At 41.0% G+C, this 18,833-nt stretch carries 19 protein-coding genes; 5 read left to right on the forward strand and 14 right to left on the reverse strand.

Going from position 1 to position 18,833, the window contains the following annotated elements; translation table 11 throughout:
• Positions 1 to 346 precede the first annotated feature (346 nt).
• Positions 347 to 1,801: a helix-turn-helix domain-containing protein gene (locus tag I588_RS01955; protein ID WP_010757257.1), complete on the forward strand. Its 1,455-nt coding sequence runs from the start codon at positions 347 to 349 to the stop codon at positions 1,799 to 1,801.
• 39 nt (positions 1,802 to 1,840) lie between these two features.
• Here I588_RS01955 and I588_RS01960 read toward each other — a convergent pair whose 3' ends face one another.
• From I588_RS01960 to I588_RS02005, 10 genes are all read right to left on the reverse strand, one after another.
• Positions 1,841 to 2,248, reverse strand: a complete 408-nt coding sequence (locus I588_RS01960) for a GNAT family N-acetyltransferase (protein ID WP_010757258.1) — start codon at positions 2,246 to 2,248, stop codon at positions 1,841 to 1,843.
• Positions 2,249 to 2,352: 104 nt separating this feature from the next.
• Complete coding sequence (locus tag I588_RS01965) at positions 2,353 to 2,958, reverse strand: hypothetical protein (protein WP_010757259.1); 606 nt, start codon at positions 2,956 to 2,958, stop codon at positions 2,353 to 2,355.
• A 151-nt stretch (positions 2,959 to 3,109) separates the two neighbouring features.
• Positions 3,110 to 4,060 carry a hypothetical protein gene (locus I588_RS01970; RefSeq protein WP_010757260.1) on the reverse strand — a complete coding sequence of 317 codons (951 nt, stop codon included), beginning with the start codon at positions 4,058 to 4,060 and terminating at the stop codon, positions 3,110 to 3,112.
• 46 nt (positions 4,061 to 4,106) lie between these two features.
• Positions 4,107 to 4,472: a DUF6713 family protein gene (locus I588_RS01975; protein WP_010757261.1), complete on the reverse strand. Its 366-nt coding sequence runs from the start codon at positions 4,470 to 4,472 to the stop codon at positions 4,107 to 4,109.
• 306 nt (positions 4,473 to 4,778) lie between these two features.
• Entirely contained in the window at positions 4,779 to 5,945 is a 1,167-nt protein-coding gene (locus I588_RS01980; RefSeq protein WP_010757262.1) for an aminotransferase class I/II-fold pyridoxal phosphate-dependent enzyme, read from the reverse strand.
• Complete coding sequence (locus tag I588_RS01985; RefSeq protein WP_010757263.1) at positions 5,942 to 6,436, reverse strand: Lrp/AsnC family transcriptional regulator; 495 nt, start codon at positions 6,434 to 6,436, stop codon at positions 5,942 to 5,944. The genes I588_RS01980 and I588_RS01985 overlap by 4 nt, the downstream gene beginning before the upstream one ends.
• A gap of 101 nt (positions 6,437 to 6,537) precedes the next feature.
• Entirely contained in the window at positions 6,538 to 7,752 is a 1,215-nt protein-coding gene (locus I588_RS01990) for an ABC transporter permease (RefSeq protein WP_010757264.1), read from the reverse strand.
• On the reverse strand, positions 7,749 to 8,435 hold the full coding sequence (locus tag I588_RS01995; protein WP_010757265.1) for an ABC transporter ATP-binding protein: 687 nt from the start codon (positions 8,433 to 8,435) through the stop codon (positions 7,749 to 7,751). Before I588_RS01995 ends, I588_RS01990 begins: the two co-directional genes overlap by 4 nt.
• A complete protein-coding gene (locus I588_RS02000) occupies positions 8,436 to 9,659 on the reverse strand; it encodes an efflux RND transporter periplasmic adaptor subunit (RefSeq protein WP_010757266.1) in 1,224 nt (407 codons plus the stop codon).
• 3 nt (positions 9,660 to 9,662) lie between these two features.
• Entirely contained in the window at positions 9,663 to 10,145 is a 483-nt protein-coding gene (locus I588_RS02005; RefSeq protein WP_010757267.1) for a hypothetical protein, read from the reverse strand.
• 211 nt (positions 10,146 to 10,356) lie between these two features.
• On the opposite strand from I588_RS02005, the gene I588_RS02010 reads away from it, so the two are divergent.
• Entirely contained in the window at positions 10,357 to 10,686 is a 330-nt protein-coding gene (locus tag I588_RS02010) for a hypothetical protein (protein WP_010757268.1), read from the forward strand.
• A 154-nt stretch (positions 10,687 to 10,840) separates the two neighbouring features.
• On the opposite strand, the gene I588_RS02015 is transcribed toward I588_RS02010, so the two are convergent.
• The 3 genes from I588_RS02015 to I588_RS02025 all read right to left on the reverse strand — a co-directional run bounded on the left by I588_RS02015 (position 10,841) and on the right by I588_RS02025 (position 14,037).
• A complete protein-coding gene (locus tag I588_RS02015) occupies positions 10,841 to 12,307 on the reverse strand; it encodes an MFS transporter (RefSeq protein ID WP_010757269.1) in 1,467 nt (488 codons plus the stop codon).
• A gap of 201 nt (positions 12,308 to 12,508) precedes the next feature.
• Positions 12,509 to 13,420, reverse strand: coding sequence for a TMEM175 family protein (locus I588_RS02020; protein WP_010757270.1), 912 nt, complete (start codon positions 13,418 to 13,420; stop codon positions 12,509 to 12,511).
• A 59-nt stretch (positions 13,421 to 13,479) separates the two neighbouring features.
• A complete protein-coding gene (locus tag I588_RS02025) occupies positions 13,480 to 14,037 on the reverse strand; it encodes a hypothetical protein (protein WP_010757271.1) in 558 nt (185 codons plus the stop codon).
• Between the two features lie 221 nt (positions 14,038 to 14,258).
• On the opposite strand from I588_RS02025, the gene I588_RS27995 reads away from it, so the two are divergent.
• Both I588_RS27995 and I588_RS02030 read left to right on the forward strand, forming a co-directional pair.
• On the forward strand, positions 14,259 to 14,393 hold the full coding sequence (locus I588_RS27995) for a hypothetical protein (RefSeq protein ID WP_281169973.1): 135 nt from the start codon (positions 14,259 to 14,261) through the stop codon (positions 14,391 to 14,393).
• A 61-nt stretch (positions 14,394 to 14,454) separates the two neighbouring features.
• Positions 14,455 to 14,727 carry a hypothetical protein gene (locus I588_RS02030; RefSeq protein ID WP_010757272.1) on the forward strand — a complete coding sequence of 91 codons (273 nt, stop codon included), beginning with the start codon at positions 14,455 to 14,457 and terminating at the stop codon, positions 14,725 to 14,727.
• Positions 14,728 to 14,887: 160 nt separating this feature from the next.
• Here the strand turns inward: I588_RS02030 and I588_RS02035 are convergent, their stop codons facing one another.
• Positions 14,888 to 17,272 (reverse strand): Xaa-Pro dipeptidyl-peptidase, encoded by a 2,385-nt coding sequence (locus I588_RS02035; RefSeq protein ID WP_010757273.1) that lies wholly within the window; start codon positions 17,270 to 17,272, stop codon positions 14,888 to 14,890.
• 274 nt (positions 17,273 to 17,546) lie between these two features.
• On the opposite strand from I588_RS02035, the gene tnpB reads away from it, so the two are divergent.
• Positions 17,547 to 18,689, forward strand: coding sequence for an IS200/IS605 family element RNA-guided endonuclease TnpB (gene tnpB / locus I588_RS02040; protein WP_010757274.1), 1,143 nt, complete (start codon positions 17,547 to 17,549; stop codon positions 18,687 to 18,689).
• Positions 18,690 to 18,833: the final 144 nt, after the last annotated feature.

Raw genomic sequence — 18,833 nt, forward strand, 5'->3', positions numbered from 1 at the left:
TAATGTTTCTAGTTTTATAACTTTTTTACATAAAAAAGCAAGTTTCGTTATAACTAGGGAATTAAAGTTTGATTTCTCAAGTTTCATCTCACAATAATAACTTCAAACTAACGAAGCTCATTTTATTCTAATCACACTTCTACCAAAAAAAAGATCAAATTCACAGCTGCTGAAGCTGCGAATTTGACCTTTTTTAGTTCTTTTTCCTAGTTTAAAAGAATGAAATCAGTTCCAAAACTTCTTTGGATTTCTCTAAATTTTCGTCAAAAGACATAAAAACAACTCGTCTAAATTGAAATATTCTTAAACTATTACTACTATTAAAGCTCGATAAGATTGAAATGAGGTGATTTGTATTTTCGGTTTTGATAAAAATACTTTACTAAAAAGAAAAATTGTTGATGCCTTGGATCAGCAAAGCCAGCCCCTTACATATAAAGAATTAGTAGACATCGTCCAAACTTCTAGCGTAGGTACTTTACAGGTCATTTGCCAAGAGCTGGCAGATCTGATGGAACAGCTGTATCCTGATCGCTCCTGCTCCATCGCTATTCAAAAAGAAAAGCAGGGTACCACCCTTACACTATTTCGTTCGTCGGATAATTTGCAGTTGTTTTACGATTATTTGTATTCGTCAGATTTGGCCAGTGAAATTCTTCAAACACTTTTGTTGAAACGAAAGCTATCGACTGTCCTGTTTTGTATCAATCATGGCATAAGTGAATCTAGTTTAAAGCGAAAGGTTAAAGATATTAACCGCGAAATTTCTGATTTTGATATACGGATTACTTGTGCTAAACAATTGAGTTTAAAGGGACCAGAATCAAAAGTCCGTGCATTCTACTATATTTTTCTACGCAGTATGCATCGACAGTTCTTTACTATCCCCAACATGACCACGTTGGACACAAGCTATCAGTTAGCCGAAGATATAGCGAAATACTTAAATGTATCAGGTGATTTGACTCTAGTTGAACGTTTTGCTTATTGGGTGTTGATTACTCAGTCGGCTCTTGCAAAAGGGAAGATACTCCAGCTTTCTAAAGCTGATTTAAGCAGGATGAATCTGTTAAATTATCCTGAACCACCAGCATTTTTAGTTCACTGGTCGACGCAAGACTGGAATTTTTTATTGACCGTTGTTTATTGCTCCTTCTCGGAAAATTTTCAGCTGCCCATAAAGCCAGAACAATCAGTACCTGCTCCAGCGTTACAGGATTGGGTGCGTCTATTTCAAGAATATTTCCGACCGCTTAGTGTAGAAGAGGAACAATTTATTTACAGAAAATTGGATCAGCTGACCTTGACTCTGCATTTTTTCCCATTAAAAAGTACATTTCTAGCAACCCTTCAAGCATTTGTCGGCCTAGATGATCTAACTGAAATGTATCCACTTTATTTAAAACGCTTCGCAACTTTTTGGTCGGAATGGTCAAAACAACTATCCGATCCAGAACTAGAGATGTTTCGCATGTTCAGCCTTTCCATCTGTATCTCGGTTATGCCGATGGACAAACTATTACCAGAAATTGCAATCTATGTTTATTCGGAAAACAGTGACTCATTTAAACAATACTTGAAGGTTAAGCTTAACTTTTATTACAGTAATCGTTACGCACTTAAGTTTGTCGAAACGCCTGAAGAAGCAGATTTATTACTAAGCACGGTGCCTTTTTACCAAAAGCAGCCTGCTCCTCAACAAAAACATTTAATCGTTCGCGCCCGCATCTCCCAAAAAGATTTAGACAATATTGAAAAATACTTACATGAATTATGCGAAAACCAATTACAGGCAACCTAAAAAAGCCGTTCTCTCATTTCTGAAAGAACGGCTTACAGTTTATCCAAAAACTTTCTCCAGCATAATTTCGTAAGGCTCTCCTAATGGTGTAAATCCGCCAATCGGAACATATCCTAGCTTATGATAAAAATGCTGGGCAAACTCCGTCGACACTGTGGAGGTCATGACTCGTTCATGATCAAGCACCCGCATTTCCGACTCCCAGAATTCAACAGCCTGGCGACCATAGCCATGGCCGCGATACTCTTCAAAAAAGTAAAGCATGGTCATAAACGGGATGCTGTCCCAGAAATAATTGTAACGTAGCCAGCCAATTTTTTGACGGTTTTCTTCTATTATATAGACACGATTTAGGTGAATACTGTTCAACAATTCCTGCTTGCCAATATGCGGATCGTTTTGGTCAAGGAATTGAATGTCATTAGTGACTGCTAGACGGATTTGCATGTGGATCTCTCCCTGCCTTTTCGAAAAGCAATGTCAACTAGCGAAAACAACAAGCCTTCTAACCTAGTCATTTTACTATAGCCAGGTTTATTGGTGAATTAGTTTTACGCAGAATTTACTACACGAACATTGCACCTCAAAATTTTTTGTCCACTACTCCCCACTAAGTCAATTTCCCGAAAGTACTGATCTGCATATTCATAATGATGCTGTTGAACAAATTGATCCAACAGAGCTAAGGACTCAGCTAGCTTCTCAGTTGATCCGCTATGAATTATTTGACTGCACAGACGGCTTCCGGTAGTGACAAATTCTATTTCTTCAAAAAGTGGGTGGCAGTTGCTACGTTTAATTTCCTTGTAGGCCTCCTTGATAAAGGATTCTGTGAGAAACCCTGGCTGACGAACCAGTAACGTACAGTCTCTACTTTTTGACCTGTCCTCAAATTTGGGCAGCAATTGTTGCTTTTCCAAAGAGAAGACAGCATTTGGTTTCCATTGAGGTACTTTTGTCGTACCAACTTCTTTTTCATAAACCAATCGCATTCTTTGACTAAGATACTTCAGTACGCCTGCTCTCAAGGCCAAATCAAATTTAGCTGAACAATCATTTACTTGGAGCGCTAAGAAATATTGTTCAGGGATGAAGAGAATAGCGCCTTCCTTTTTCTGAAATGAATCTTTTAAACGATCATTTGATTGAATGTTCACCTCGATCACTTCCTTTGCTGATTAGTCTAAAGTAGAAAAATCAAGCGGAAGTCAATCAAGTGTCAATTGTTCCTCAAGTTTTTAGGCTTGAATGACAAAAAGGCCGCTCCTCTTGATTGAGAAACGGCTGCTTACTGCTTTAATAGTTAAGTTAATCAGCTGCACTTGAGCTTGGCTGAGTGGTTGAACTAGAACTTGATCCACTGGTTGAAGAACTGGATTCGGTTGTAGATTCTTCCGCCGCTTTAGAACGGCTGATGCTGTCCGCACGCGATTGACTGATGCGAGCATAAGAGTCATAGGTTTTCTGCTTCTCATCCACTTCTTTTTGGATTTTTTGCAGTTCCTTGTTTTTTTCCTCCAGCACCTTAGCTTGACGTTGACGATAGCTGGCTGCTGCTGAAGCAATCGCACTTTCGTCCTGTTGCATTTTCGCCGCGAATTGCTCATTAGAGTCGCTTAGCTTGGTACGAATTGGTTCCAGCTTAGCTAGAAGATCCTTTTTGTAATCTCCTTCCGGCAACAAAGCCACTGCCTGCACCGTGCCTAAATAATCAGATAAGGAAATACTTTTACTGCTGGTTAAAGTCGTCACTGACTGATCAGCGGCTTTATACTTCTCTGCCTGCTCCTTGGCAATCGACAAAATCATTTGGATGTCCTGGCCCCAGCTGATATCCTTTGCATCGCTTTCCTGCAGCCGCGACTCCAAATCAGGAATCGTATTTTCACTGTCTGGCGATTTTAATACCGGGTGGGCTAACAGCTCCATTCCGTTTAGTACATTCGATTCAAATAATTGATTCATTTGTTGCTGAATCGAAAAGTTTTCCTTGGCCTGCTTAATCGCTTCAACGGTTTTCGCCTCACCGGCACCATTGACCTCATTAGCCAATTGATCAAACTGATCTTCACTCAATTCTTTGGCAAAGTAGCCAGACTCCTGGTCGCTGTACAAATTCTTCAATTTTTGATTGAAGGCTTCTTTTCGTTCATTCTGCGTCTCTACTACTCTGTCTTGATAAATCCGATAACCGGCAAACGAAACCGAACCGATAACCAGTATCCCTAGAAATAGCCAACCGATCATTTTCTTGGTCAAGCTGTTTCCTCCTTGTCCCTCAAAAGTTAGTCATTTTAAAAAATCTTTACCCTAAGCTAAACAAAATTAAATGCATAAGTGCAAGACATCCTGCTGAATTAATTATTACTCTAGAAAGCCGCTTTGTCAGCTGGTTCTTCGGGTGCTTTCGGAATAGATAATGGATGATCGTATGCACAATCAAAAACATATCTACTAAATAGAATCCCATCTTTCCTGACCCATGAATCACTAAAAATAAAACAATCACGTACAACGGAAGATGCAAAAGCAAAAAAAGTCGATAGGCCGCTTCATCAGATAAATCCTTCAGCCCAATAAACATTTGCCATTCTTTATTTCGGATGGCATCCATCTCATGGATAAACAATAAGGCTAATACTATGGAAAATAGCATAGTCAATCCAATCATGAATTCCCTCCTGACAACCGCAGAACCGTAAATCAATAGTTTTATTTTTGCTTTCAAACTTTTCGTTTGGCTGTCTCCAAACGAAAGATTTTTTTCTGTGCCTGCTTCTTCTCACAGACAGTGAGCAGTCATCGTAAAACCTTTTCTGCTTTAAATGGCTGCTTATAGTCAAATTCCCAATTGTTCACATTATAACATCTAATTTTGACAGATTATCAAGTAATCGTCAAATCTATATGGAAGTTTTAAAAATTTGCAGAAAAAAACCTGATCTTCTCACTAAGGCGTGAAAAAATCAGGCTGCTATTATTTTGTTTGCAATCTCGTCACAAAGCTTTCCAATCGTTTAACGGCTTCTTTTAATTCATCAATCGAATACGCATAGGATAATCGTAAAAATCCTTCTCCGCTATCACCAAAGGCCGACCCAGGGACAACCGCCAGCTTCTCTTCATCCAATAGCCGCAAAGCAAATTCTTCACTGGTAATACCAAATTGACTAACCTGCGGGAATAAATAGAAGGCCCCTTTTGCCCGATAACAAGGCAAACCAATTCGAGTCAATTCGTGGTGCAGAAAGTTGCGACGTTCCTCATAAGAAACTCGCATTGTCTCAACTGTATCGTGCCAATCCTTCAAGCCTTCCAACGCCGCATACTGACTAGCGGTTGGAGCGGCCATGATGATGTATTGATGGACCTTCAGCATTTGCTGCATAAACATTTCTGGTCCAGCCACAAAGCCTAAGCGCCAGCCAGTCATCGCAAAGCCTTTAGAAAAGCCGTTAATGACAATCGTTCGTTCTCGCATATCAGGTAATGAAGCAATACTGACGAATTCTTCATCATACAATAATTCCGCATAAATTTCGTCTGATAGAACCAACAAATCATGCTTTTTCACTACATCCGCAATTTTAATTAAGGATTCACGATCCATTACCGCACCAGTCGGATTATTCGGATAGGACAGAATCAAGATTTTACTTTTTTCTGTAATGACCGCTTCCAGCTGTTCCGGTGTAAGTTTGAACTCATTTTCGGCTTGTAAATCAATGGTAACTGCCTTGCCATGAACCATTTGGGTAATTGGCTCGTAGCAAACAAAACAAGGCTGTGGGATAATTACCTCATCGCCTGGATCAATAAAGACTCGCAGCGCTAAGTCAATCGCTTCACTTCCGCCAACAGTTACAATTACTTCTGAATCCGGGCGATATTTCACACCCACTCGTTCCGTTAAATATTCGCTAATTCGTTCTCGCAAAGGTAACAACCCAGCATTTGCGGTATAAAATGTTCGACCTTCTCGCAGCGAACGAATGCCTTCCTCTGTCATATGACGCGGTGTATCAAAGTCGGGCTCTCCAACCCCTAAAGAAATTGCATCCGGCTGTTCAGAAACAATATCGAAAAATTTTCGAATACCTGAAGGCTGGATGTCTTCCATTTGTTTCGCTAAGAAATTTCTCATGGCGACACCATGATCCGGTGATCCGTATTATCGTCCTCCAGATCAATTCCCCATTGCTTGAATTTATCCAGCAGGAAGTGGGTTCTTGTCCCGGTAACCTCTGGAATTGGTGCTAAATTACTCGAAATAAATTTGGAGATTTCTTTGATATTGCGTCCTTGAACCAAGACGATAAAATCAAATCCGCCACTGATAAAGTATAAGGATTCTACCTCTGGAAACTTGCGAATGGTATCGCCAACTTTTTTGTAGCCATCTTCACCTTGTGGCAAGGTGCTGATTTCGACCAAGGCTTCGATCCAATCATCTTCCACCTTGTCCCAGTCAACTAACGCACGATAGCCGGCAATTACTTTGGCGTCTTCCAAACGTTTAATCTCCGCGGCCACAATGCTCTCTTCTTCCCCTAGCATAATGGCATATTCTTGTGTTGTTAACCGACAGTCTTTTTCGATCAATTTTAACAATTGATGCTGTTTGGCTTTTTCCATAGCAAACCCTCACAGTCCTTCATTATTTTTTGGTTGTCTCTTTATTATTCACAAAAAAAGTCCAGCTGTCAATTTAACTTTTGACAGTTGGACTTTTGGCTTTAACGTAAAATATCAATCAAATCTTTCCGGGCAGCTTCAGAAGCTGGCATTACCGAGAAGACTAGGCCAATACCACTGGAAACACCGACTGCTAGTAACACGGTGAACAGATCAATCGTTACCTCAAGTTCCATGGTTGAGCCCAAAGCATAAGCTAGGATCATACCGACGATATAGCCGATAATCCCTCCGACTAGAGTCAAGGTCATGCCTTCCAGCAAGAACTGAGTCCGAATTGCTCCCCGAGTTGCCCCTAGCGCACGCCGAATCCCAATCTCTTTGGTTCGTTCAGAAACCGAGATATACATCATATTCATTACGCCGACTCCAGCAATAAAGAGTGAAATTCCGGCAACGGAACTAATGAAGACAGTGATGGTACTCATCATGTTGCTGATTTCATCGGTCATCATCGCCATATTGGAAACTGAATACTTACCTAGGTCACGCATCATACCCTTTTCTTCCAGGGTCTTGATAGCTTTATCAGCGACCTTGTTCATTTGCGCCCCTGAAGATAAAACCAAAGTAATCGAGCTAGTATCTTCAGAGTTACCGAAAACTTGTTTATAAGTTTCAAGTGGAATCTCGATAGCAGCTGCACCATTAGAAAACATGGTGTCTCCTTCTACCTTAGGATATACACCGACAATCGTCATCACTGCACCTTTATCCATCGTAATTCCGCGACCAATAGCTTGCTCGCTGCCACCATATAGCTCTTCAGCCAATCCTTCATCAATGGTTACAATTTTCTCAATGGTTTCATTATCATATGAAGTTAGCGCTCGACCAGCAACGGCTTCAGTACCTTCTCCATCTTTTATTCCAAGACGATAGTCCTTTGTTTTTCCACGAACTGACAAAGTTTGCGAGAAATAGTACATATCCGAAGTATAATCGGGTAAAGGATATTCAATCGATTCAACCCCAGGAATTTGCTCTAAAGCAGTGAAATCTGTTTTGGGTATCAAATCCATATTTGAATTATACAGGTTCCAGTCATCGGGTGTAAATTGCAGATTTACCTCCAAACGATCGGAATCACCAGAAGACAGTGCACTGATCATTTGCTTTTCATAAGCCTTACCAATCGAAAGAATGGCAATAACCGCTGCAATCCCGATAATAATCCCAAACATCGTCAAAAAGCTGCGTTTTTTATTTTTGAAAATAGATCCTAATGAGGATCGCCAGTTTACGTATAGCTTCATTCGCTGACCACCGCCTTGTCTTCGATAATCGCTCCATCACGAATCGAAACTAAACGAGTACAATAAGGAACAACCTCTGGATCATGGGTAACCATGAAAATCGTTGCCCCCTCCTTGCGGTTTAACTCCTTAAACAGCTCCATAATTTCTTGTGAAGTATGGGTATCCAAGGCGCCTGTCGGTTCATCAGCAATCAAAAACTTCGGCTGATTAATCAGTGCTCGAGCAATCGCTACCCGCTGCTGTTGACCACCTGACAATTGCTTCGGATGCTTTTCTGCCTTATCCGCCAAACCAACCTTTTCCAAGGCGGTCATTACCCGCTCTTTGGTTTGATGAAAACCTAAACCACTGTATAATAGCGGCAGCTCTACGTTCTCATAGACGGTATTGTTTTCGATTAGACTGAAATTTTGAAAGACAAAGCCGACGATTTCGTTGCGAACTCTGGATAAACGATCATCTGATGAGGTCACTAAGTTTTCTCCCTCAAACAAATACTCCCCTTCAAATTTGGTGTCAATGAACCCCAAGGTGTTGATCAAGGTTGATTTTCCTGATCCAGAAGGCCCCATTACCGCAATCATTTCCCCGGCATCTGCAAATAGATTAATATCCTTTAATACATGCAGTGTCTCTTCTTCTGATCGGTAGTATTTATTGATGTTTTTCAACTCGATCATTTAATTCACCGCCAATTCCTGACCATCCTTTAACTCGTCATCAGGATTGGAAACAATCTGATCTTTTGCTTTCACACCTGCTTTAACGACTAAGAAACCGTTGCGTTCTTCTGTCTGCACTTCTGTTTTCTTAGCTTTACCGTTTTTAACTACGAAAACATATTGCTTACCATCTTTTTCTACAATACTATTGCTTGGCAAACGAACTTCATCCAAAGGCAACGTAATTTGAACGTTGTAGCCGTATTGAAGCGGTCTGTCTGGTTTTACAGTGAAATCATAATTGGCAACTGAAACTGAATTGGCACTGGCTCCACCCTGTGAACTATTCGCAGCAGGTGCGGCCGCTTCCGGCAATTGACTAACGTTAGTTATCGTTCCTGGAATTTCTTCATCGGAAGTTACCGGTTTAACCGTTACTCGCTGATCTTTTTGCAGCCGCTGGAAATCATATTCAGAAGCCTTGCCTTCGATTGTCACGTCTGAGCTGACAATTTGAACCACTGCAACACTAGGATCCGTTTTACCTTTTTCATTTACATAAGCTATACCACTAGTTGTACTGTTAACTGTAGTATGTGCTTTGTTTTGCAGATTGGCAATTGACTGGTTACCCGACTGCAAGTCTACCTGTGCTGACTCAACCATTTGCTGGGCTTGGAGAACAGCATCGTTGGCAGCTTCTAAAGCACTTTCGTATTGAGTGATTTCACCCTTATACTGCTCTTTCTTCATAGCCGCCTCTTCACTACTATTTTCATTTGTGTTGTTGTAGTTAGTGATGGCTTCATTCAACTGTTGATTCGCTTTAGCTTGCTTGGCTTGAGCTGCTCCTAAGCTTTCTTGGGCATTAGACAAAGCTAAGTTCAGCTTGCTCATCCCATTATTCTGTTCATCAACCTGTGATTGATATTCAGGACTTTCATAGCTTAATAAAACAGCGCCCGCTTCCACCTGCTGACCGTCTGTTACGTGAACTTGAGTAATTTTACCCAAGGTTGAATCAAGATTGTAGTCTTGCGTATCGGAGGCTGTAACAGCACCATTGAAGGTTAAGTCCTCAGCCTTCTTTAGGGTAACTGTTTGGTAGTCACTAGTTTGTTCAGCACTAGAGCTGCGATTTTGTGAAAAAATATAAGCTCCAACTAACAAGACAACTGCCAACACACCAGCGATAATACTCAAACGCACCTTTTGTTTTTTTGTCATTTTTTTCTTCTTCATAATTTACTCCTCAGGTTCAGCCTTGAATAGGTGAACGATTACCAAAATGGCTGGGATAGAGATCAAAGCGCTTGTTACGATTGACGTAATTTGGGTAGCAGCTGACATATCGACGCCCATAAATTCGCCCTTTGGTGTAGTGATAAAACCTATTAGTAAAGAAACAACTGTCCAACCCAGTTTAGCAAAATAAGGAATTTTAGAAGGGGCTTTGCCTTCTTTTAGTTTCTTATTGGCCATAAAGTAACAAACGATCAATGCAATCGTAATTACAAGGCTTATAATATAGATGGCTTTGGTCATCGGACTGTTCAAATACTCATACATTTGAGCACCGTATGATCCCATCGCATCATAAGTTTCTTTTGGGGGATTCAATGTTGAAGGTAAACTGAATAAAGATGAAGCTAACGAAATTAACCCAAGTACTAGAAGCACCATATTCCAGGTTTTAGCTTTTCTGAGATGCTTTTCAATGTTTTCCAATTTTTTCACTCCTTTGCATTTTAATCATTTTACCATAAAAGAAACAGGAAATTATAGGGATTCTCAGAATTTTTCGCTTTTATTATAACAACAGATTTTTTTGTGAGATTTTGGCCCTCTTTTTGCTTTTTGATGACACAAAACTGATTTTTCATAGTACAATAAACAGGAAAAGAGTTTGTTCTTTCTTCAAGCAAATGGGGGTAGTAGAATGGAAACAGTAGTAGAGCTTTTTATTGAAAAACAAAAGAAACGCTTAGCTGACGGAAAAATTCGTCAAGAAGAGTATGAAGCTTTCCTAGACGGTGTCAATGATGCGTTGTCTTTTTTAGGCTTACATTATGTAAACGGTTCTGAGACCGTAGAGCAGACTGATCGAAAACCAGTTACCTACAATGAAGTCGAGGAAAAATACAAAAAACTGAGGGAAGTTGCAATGTACAAAAACAGCTTTCTGCGGGTAGCTGATATTGCACGGCATACCAGCCGCACAACCGAAGAATTGTCTAAGTTAGCTGGAACAATTCGCGCCGAGCTATAAAAGAACCTATATAGACCTATATAATAGTAGAAAAGTGAAAAAGGAGTTAAGAAGCACATGGCTTTTTAACTCCTTTTTTTGATACCTCGAAAAAAGACAACCAGAACTAGATCAATGAATAATCGATCTGGACTGATTGTCTTTTACTGCTTAATTAAAAATTCTTCTTTTTCAAATAGCTGCCGCCTGCTAATATCAAGAAAGAGGCTGCCACAGCAAAGAGAAACATTTGTTGGTAGGCCCCAGCAGCTGCACTATGGAAAGCATTCAACAAATTGTTTTTTTCAAGACCGGCATTCATTTCCTGCAGCTTTCGATAGGCTTGTTCAACCGAGGTCGCTGCACCAAGATCAATTCTGCTAAAGCCTTGCTGAACTAACGTAGCATAAATAGTTGGAGCCAGCGTTAAACCAATTTGACGAGAAACAGATAAGGTTCCTAAAGCAACTCCGCTGTCTTTTTCACTAGCAATCTCAGACATTAGTACTGAGAACGGTGCCCCCATCAACATTCCAAACCCGATCCCGGCAATTGTCGATGAGCCAACAAACCACCAAACGGAAGGACTAAGGAAAGCAACTAAACCAAAGCCAAAGGTAGACAGTAATCCAGAGAGAATAATTGTCTTCGTAGCACCTTGTTTTGATACCAGCGCACCTCCAGCTCCTGCACCAACGATGGCGCCCATTCCTATGCCGCTCATCCATACACCACTATTGTTAGCAGAAATACCATACCGCTGTTCCACAAAACTTGGAATAAACACAAACACAGCAATTAAGGTTCCTGACAGCAAGCCCATGAACAACGTTAAGACAAAGCCACGGCTTCTAAGCAATTGATAAGGCAGAAACGGATCGATCCCTTCCTTAATCCCCTTTTCAACTCGAATAAACATAGCAAAAAACAATAGCCCCAGCAAGAACACGCCCCAGACTTGCGGCTGCAGCAAGCTGTTAATCAAAGAACTGCTTTGTAAATTAGTTATGGCGAACATGAAGCTTAGAATTCCTAAAGTCAATAACACTAAACCTTGGTAGTCAAGCTTATTAATCGCTGCTGCCTTCGTTTCAGGAATAACCAGAAAACCGCTGACTAACACAAAAACGGCGATAGGTAAATTTATCAGAAACAGCCAGCTCCAATGACCAGTAGTATTTAAAATCACACTACCCAAATTAGGTCCCACAACTGAGGCAACCCCATTTATAGCTCCTAAAATTCCAAGTAAGCCCCCCTGTTTTTCTTTCGGATAAGTGGAAAGCACATGACTAGAGGCAATAATAAAAATTCCACCGCCGCCAATTGATTGGATCAAACGCGCTGCTAAGAAAAAGACAAAGGATGAACTCAAAGCTACCAGCAGTGATCCCAAAGCAAAAATACTGATTTCAATCAGAAAAAGCTTTCGCCGGCCAAATTTATCAGCCAGCTTACCAATAATCGGAGTCGAAATAGCCATTCCTAGTGTATAAAGTGTAATTCCCCAGGTTCCTTGCACCTCACTTACATTGAAGGAGTAGTTAATGGTTGATAGTGCACTGGAAATTATCCCGTTATCGAGAGCCGACATAAAAACACCCGTCATAAAAACGATTAAAGCAAAGGTAGATTTTTTCAAAGTTACCAGGACCTTTCTAATGAATGAGTAATTGAAAAAATTTCTAGTTCTCTCAAGTGACAAAGTGTCACCGTTTGTTTGGAAATTATCATACCACCGAATTCAAAGTTTGTCTCCCATGAAAGCTTGGAACTATAAAAAATTTCGGGCAAATAAAAAGTAAGAGATCACTATGTGGATTTGATCTCTTACTTTTTTGCTTTATTCTTTTTGATGCTTCACACGAGCAGCTCGCTGTTGATACCGCTGCTGCTGCATGCTAATGGCCTGCTGCTGCTTTTTCAGCTGAGCCACCTCAAAGGTCAGCTTGGCTTTTTCTTTTTCATCCGTTGCTTGATTAAGCTGTTGTTCTTTGGTTGAAAGCTCTTGATTGACTCGTTTGTCCCACTCCTCCATTAAGCTAGACCAGCGATTCTGATTGTCTCCATCCTTTAAAGACTCCCGCAGCAATTGAGAATATCTTTTAGCCGCTGTGCGGAGGTCGCCTCCACGATCTTCAAAATACATCGAGCGCTGCTCTGGAGTAAGGGTTTCTACAAAATTGTCTTCCTCCCGATCGGCAACATTTTGCATGAAAGCCAAAATCGGCAAAATTAAATAAATAATCAGTACCGGCTCGACCAAATACCAGCCGATCACCAGTAAAACCAATCGGGCCAGCAAGCTAAACATATCTTGACGATTTAACTCATCCACTCGCCGTTTTTGCAGTGAAGGGTCTTGAATCGCTTGTTTGGTTAGAGAAACTGCCATTCGTCTTGCTGTGAAGGTAACAATTAAGGTAAGCACCCCATAAATCAAGAGTGTTTCCTGCGTAGTGTCTTCAATTAATAAACGAGTAGCTGACGGCACCAATGACAGAAAAAATAGCAGCAGCATATACACAACCAAAATCTTGTTTTTCACTTTTTCAATTGCATTAAAGGCATAGGCCATCTGAAACCAGACACTAGCAACAAAACAAAAGCTGATAAAATAGATACCAATTGCCCGGAATAAAGAGGGATAATTTAATGCCCCATTTGTGCCATATTTTATTGGCAGCTCCAATACCATGATTGTCAGAATAATTGCAATAATCGCATCGCTAAATAATACCACACGCTCTTTCAAAGTCATCGTCTCCTTTTGGCTAGTGTAATACAAAGAACTAAACTAGCCAAAAGATACGATTAGCCTTTTATCAGCAGTTCATTGTAAAAGGCTTGGCCGACTTCCTTGATTTGCGCTTTGTTGCTAAAGGTCTGAGCTAACCATGTCGGCATTGGTTGAGCCGCCCTGCCATAGATTTCAATCATTACCTGAATGAAGGATTCCCCGTCCAGTTTATCAATGGCTTTGCGCAGTTTTTTGGCTGGCTCCAGCAAAAGTGTTTCTTCTTTACGTCCACGGTAAATGCGATAGATGGCTGCGCCTTCTTCTGCTGCCAGCGCAAATAGCGGCTTTTCATCTTCGATTAATTGCAGCCGTTCCTGCTTGTAGCGATCATAGCTTTGCTGCCATTGCAATAATTCTCGGTAGACTTCCTCAATCTTCTTTTCACTAACCGTGGCCAATGAGCTGTAGAAATCAATAGGCAGCTTTTCAACCCGGCGTTCCCGTTTGATCCAGGTAGCCAAGGTGGACTGTGGAATTCCCGCAACCTTGCCAAATTGTTCAACTGTAATCCCTAAATCTCTGCGAATGTACATTTTTATCGGATGCTCTATTTCACTAGGTCTAAATTTCATTTTTTTTTCACCTATTTCTTTTGCGATATTTTTATCTTATTATATCAAGAAAACGCTTTTCTCTCAACTATCTTAAACGATAGGCCTTCCTCTCACCTAGTTTTATAGCTATTTAAGGGCTGATGGCCTGAGCTTATAAATAACTTTAGGTATTTTTCTCATTTCTTTTATGGTCTATTCACGAAGCTCCGGTAAGCTTAATTCAAGTTAGAAGCGAAAGGATGATTATTATGATCGTAAATGCTTATACCACCCTAAAACAAAAAATTGCTCCTTTTTCTAAAGCCATCTGCTACGACCTAATAATTTACGCAATTGTTCATGAATTGTATCGGATCATTACCAATCTTCTCTGAAACTTCACCTGTAACTCTTGGCCTTAATTTGCTATAGTGAAAAGAAAAGGAGTGTTAATGGATGACGAAACAACCAAAAGAATTGATTCACTATTCGCTGCCCTATGGCTGGTCGTTAGCGACACCTGCGAATCTGATCATTACGACGAATGAGGATGGGTATGTAATGGCTGCAGCTAATTATGGCATGAATCATTTTGAACAATTAATCTTGTCGGTTACTGGAGAACAAGTTCAAGTAATTTCTGCTCCCCATCAGCTGTTAGAATTAACAATTAACGTTAACAAAGAGATCATTTATCGTCCTTTAGATTTCTCAACTGCTGAAGAGTAAACAAGAAGTGCATATTTTTTGTCACATTTAACAGTCGATGGTATGCTTTAGTTGTAACACATCCCTATACCCCATATTTCAGTTCCAGCCAACTTGTTTGGCTGGTTTTTTTGCGCATAAAAAGACTCCTTCAATTAAAAACGGAAGGAGTCGCAAACATTTATTCTATTGGCAAATCTATACGTGAAGCAGCTAAATCTAAGGTATATTCGATATCCTGATTACCGCGAACCGTTTTTTCAAAATCAGTGCCATAAACAGCTAAACCAATTTGACGACCCTTTGGCAAGTGATACATCGTTGGATGCAGTTCAAGCTCTATTTCGACAAACTCACCAGCCTGCAAATCGTTAACCTTCCAAGGGTTTTCACGATTTTGCAAATTGATATGTCCGCGGGAAATCAACTTGTGAGGCGTTGGTGCACCCAGCTTCAATTCCACTACGTTGTCCTCACGCCAGTTATAGCCCAGCTGCAAGCCTTTTGGTACTAAAACGTCCGGCACTGGTTTTAGGCGTTTGGCATCACCGAAATCAATCAGCTCGACACTTAGCATACCCAAAGCTTGGCTAGAGGCTACTCGAATTGTTACTTTTGGACGGCCGTTCAGAAACAGCTCTTCGGATAGAACAGCTGATTTCGCCAAGTAGCGATGGCCATCCATGGGACCTGCTTCCTTCAATTCCCTTTCCCATTTCTCAATATTTTTCGTATAGGCAGTGAATTGATCTTCTGGTAATTGGTCTTTGAAGGTCATTTGGCCTGTTTGTGGTTCAGTTTCTAAAGCTTTCTCTCCAAAGTATAAGGTCTCTAGCTGATTGCCTTTCCAGTCTTTGGCAGTCAGCCAGGTTTCTGCATCAGTATTCGCCTGATAAACAATGTCTGGCAAAATTTCTTTGGCATTATTCTCTACCTCGTAAAGCTTGTGGCTCAGCCATAAATTCATCATGTCATGGAAATCAATCGACGGCACATTGTTAATATAGATGTGCTGACCTTGATGCAAAATCAGTTTTTTAGCTACCGGTACTTCTTTCAACGCATCCCACAGATCAGCTACCTGCCGCGGCTTCACGTTCCAGTCATTTAACCCATGAACCATTACAACATCACATTGAATATCCTTGATAAACGGCAAATAGTTGCGCTCATCCCAGAAGGTATTGTAATTCCCCGTTTTCCGGTCCTGCCATTCCGCCATTTGCTTCAAGTAGTCCTCGAAGAATTTTTTGCTGTGAAGGTAATCGCCGGCATTTTGCATTTTACTGTAGGTTTCGATCGCTAATACATCCGCATCCTCCCCAGGGAATCCGCCTGGAGCGATTACTAAGCCGTTGTCGCGATAGTATTGATACCAGTTAGATATTGCCGCTTCGGAAATAATGGTTTCCAGACCTTCTACCTGACGAGTAGCACAAGCTGTAGCCAAAGTTCCTAAGTAAGATTTACCAGTCATCGCTACTTTCTTGTTGCTCCACCAAGCTTTAATTTCGATATTGTCGGTGCGGTTGGTAAAGGCCCGACGATTGCCTGCCAGCCATTCAATGTACGCCACCATCGCTGTGGTTTGTTCCACGGAGCCGCAGGTTTGGATGCCGTCAGAATCTTTGGTTCCAATACCCGCACCATAAACTACCGCAAACCCACGAGCCAAGAAAAAGTCATTCAAGCTATGATTGTTTTCCTTCACAAAGGTTTCTGTCGCATGGGTTGCTGAACCAGCCACCACTCGTTCAGCAGGCAATTTCTTTTCTACTGGTTGATATTGAATATCCTCGTATTTAGTGTCATTTGGTTCTTTTCTTTCCAGTGGCTGATTGACATCATAGGTTAATGCTTCGCCAGCTGGGCCATTGACTCCTTGACTGTATGGGCTGGCAGTGAATAAAGTGGGAACCTTCAACCCGTCTTCGGTTTCCCCTGGACGCAGAATTTCTAATTTTAACAAATCCCGCTGACCATCATCGTCAGTATCCAGCGGTGCCTCAACATAGACGACCTCACGGATGATCTTTTCAGTTTCGAAAACTGCCTGGGCTTTGCCGTTAAAGAAAAAGGGCTTTTCGATTTGCTGCTGGCGGTAAAAGCCAAGGTTAGCTAATTTGTCGATGAACGCCAGACCATTTTTAGTGTGGCTGTTCAGCAATAAATACCAAGCTTCAATCACCGTATCCACTTGACTGAAATCTCCAGTAACGGTTGGCAAATTGATCTTTTTCAATTCTTCTGCCAAATTCTCTGGTTTAAAGTCAACACCTGCTTCGAACTCCAGCAATTGCAGAGCCACTAAATAAAATACATCGCTGGTGATAGTTTCTTTGCTTTGATAAAAGGCTGCCAAATCACTTGTAGGTGTTGCTAAATAATTTCCCATTTTAGCAACAAAGCCACCCTCATCCTGCACCAGGACGAAGCTCTTTTTTAAAAAGTTAAAATACAGGTCTGTTGCTGCTGGTGCCTCCTGAGTTAAAAAGCCAAGAGCAGACAATTCCTGCTTAGCGGTTTCTAATGATACTTGCTGTAAACCAAACTGATTCAATTTCATGCACGAATCTCCTCCTTCAGATAGTTTAATTATAACAAACCTGCTAAAATCTGTCGGTTAGAGTTTGATGAAAACGGTTGCTGATTTAAGAGAACTTCAGGCAGAAGTCGCCCATCCTCTATAGATGGGTGATGAATGCCGGTCGGTTTTGGGGTTGCATGGTGCAACTCAAAAATCGACAAAAAATGTATTGCTACACTATTTTGCACATGATATAATCACATAAAGAACATATGTTCTTGTGATCTGAGCAAGCAAAGAAAGGGAGAACTTGATGGAACAACTAAAAGCTTACAACTTCCGCATCTATCCCACAGAAGAACAAGCAATCTTCTTTGCCAAGACTTTTGGTTGTGTTCGAAAAGTGTACAATCTACTGTTGGATGAGCGGATAAAGGCGTATGAGATAATGAAAAAAGATCCTTCCCAAAAATTGAAAAAGCCTACTCCAGCCAAATTCAAGAACGACTATCCCTATTTGAAAGAAGTCGACAGCCTCTCCTTAGCGAACGCCCAACTGAATTTGGACAAGGCCTACAACAACTTCTTTCGCAATAAAAGTGTGGGGTTCCCTAAATTCAAAAGCAAAAGTCATCCTATACAAAGCTACACCACCAATAATCAACATGGTACTATTTCGCTGGTGGATAACAAATACATCAAACTACCGAAACTAAAATCCCTTGTCCGCATCAAACTTCATCGCCAACCACAAGGAGAGCTCCGATCAGCAACAATCTCCCGTCATGCAAGTGGCAAATATTACCTTTCTTTATTATGCAAAGAAGAGATACAAAAACTACCTAAAACAAACACATTCGTAGGCATCGATCTGGGAATTACAGACTTTGCCATTCTTTCGGACGGCCAGAAGATTAATAACCAGCGCTTTACCTCTGAAATGGAACAAAAATTGAAACGCGAACAGCGGAAGCTGTCTCGACGCGGGATGCGAGCTAAGAAAGCAGGCAAAAAGCTAAGTGAAGCCAAGAACTACCAAAAACAAAAATGCAAAGTGGCACGAGTGCACGAAAAAGTCAAAAACCAACGCAACGACTTTCTAAATAAGTTGAGTACCGATCTTATCAAAAACCACGATGTGATCTGTATTGAAGACTTACACACGAAAGGTCTATTGCGGAATCATAAATTATCCAAAAATATTTCCGATGTTTCTTGGTCCAGCTTTGTGACGAAACTGCAATACAAAGCCAACTGGTATGGACGAGAAATAATTAAGGTAGACAGATGGTACCCGTCTAGTCAGATATGTTCATCCTGTGAACACAAGGATGGTAAAAAGGCTCTATCTATCCGAGAGTGGACTTGTCCAGTTTGTCATACTCACCATGACCGAGACATCAATGCCAGTATCAACATTCTAAACGAGGGACTTCGACTGCAAGCCCTCGTATAACCAAATCAAGAACCGTAGGAACTACGGGGATAGCTTGGCAAAAAAGAGAAGCCGCTGCAAGCAAAGACATACTCTTGCAAGTAAGCTCTGTTCCCAAGAAGCTCCCACTTCAAGCATGAAGAACCGATAGGTTTAGCTAAGTGG

This window comes from Enterococcus pallens ATCC BAA-351, assembly GCF_000407485.1.
Lineage (GTDB): Bacteria > Bacillota > Bacilli > Lactobacillales > Enterococcaceae > Enterococcus_A > Enterococcus_A pallens.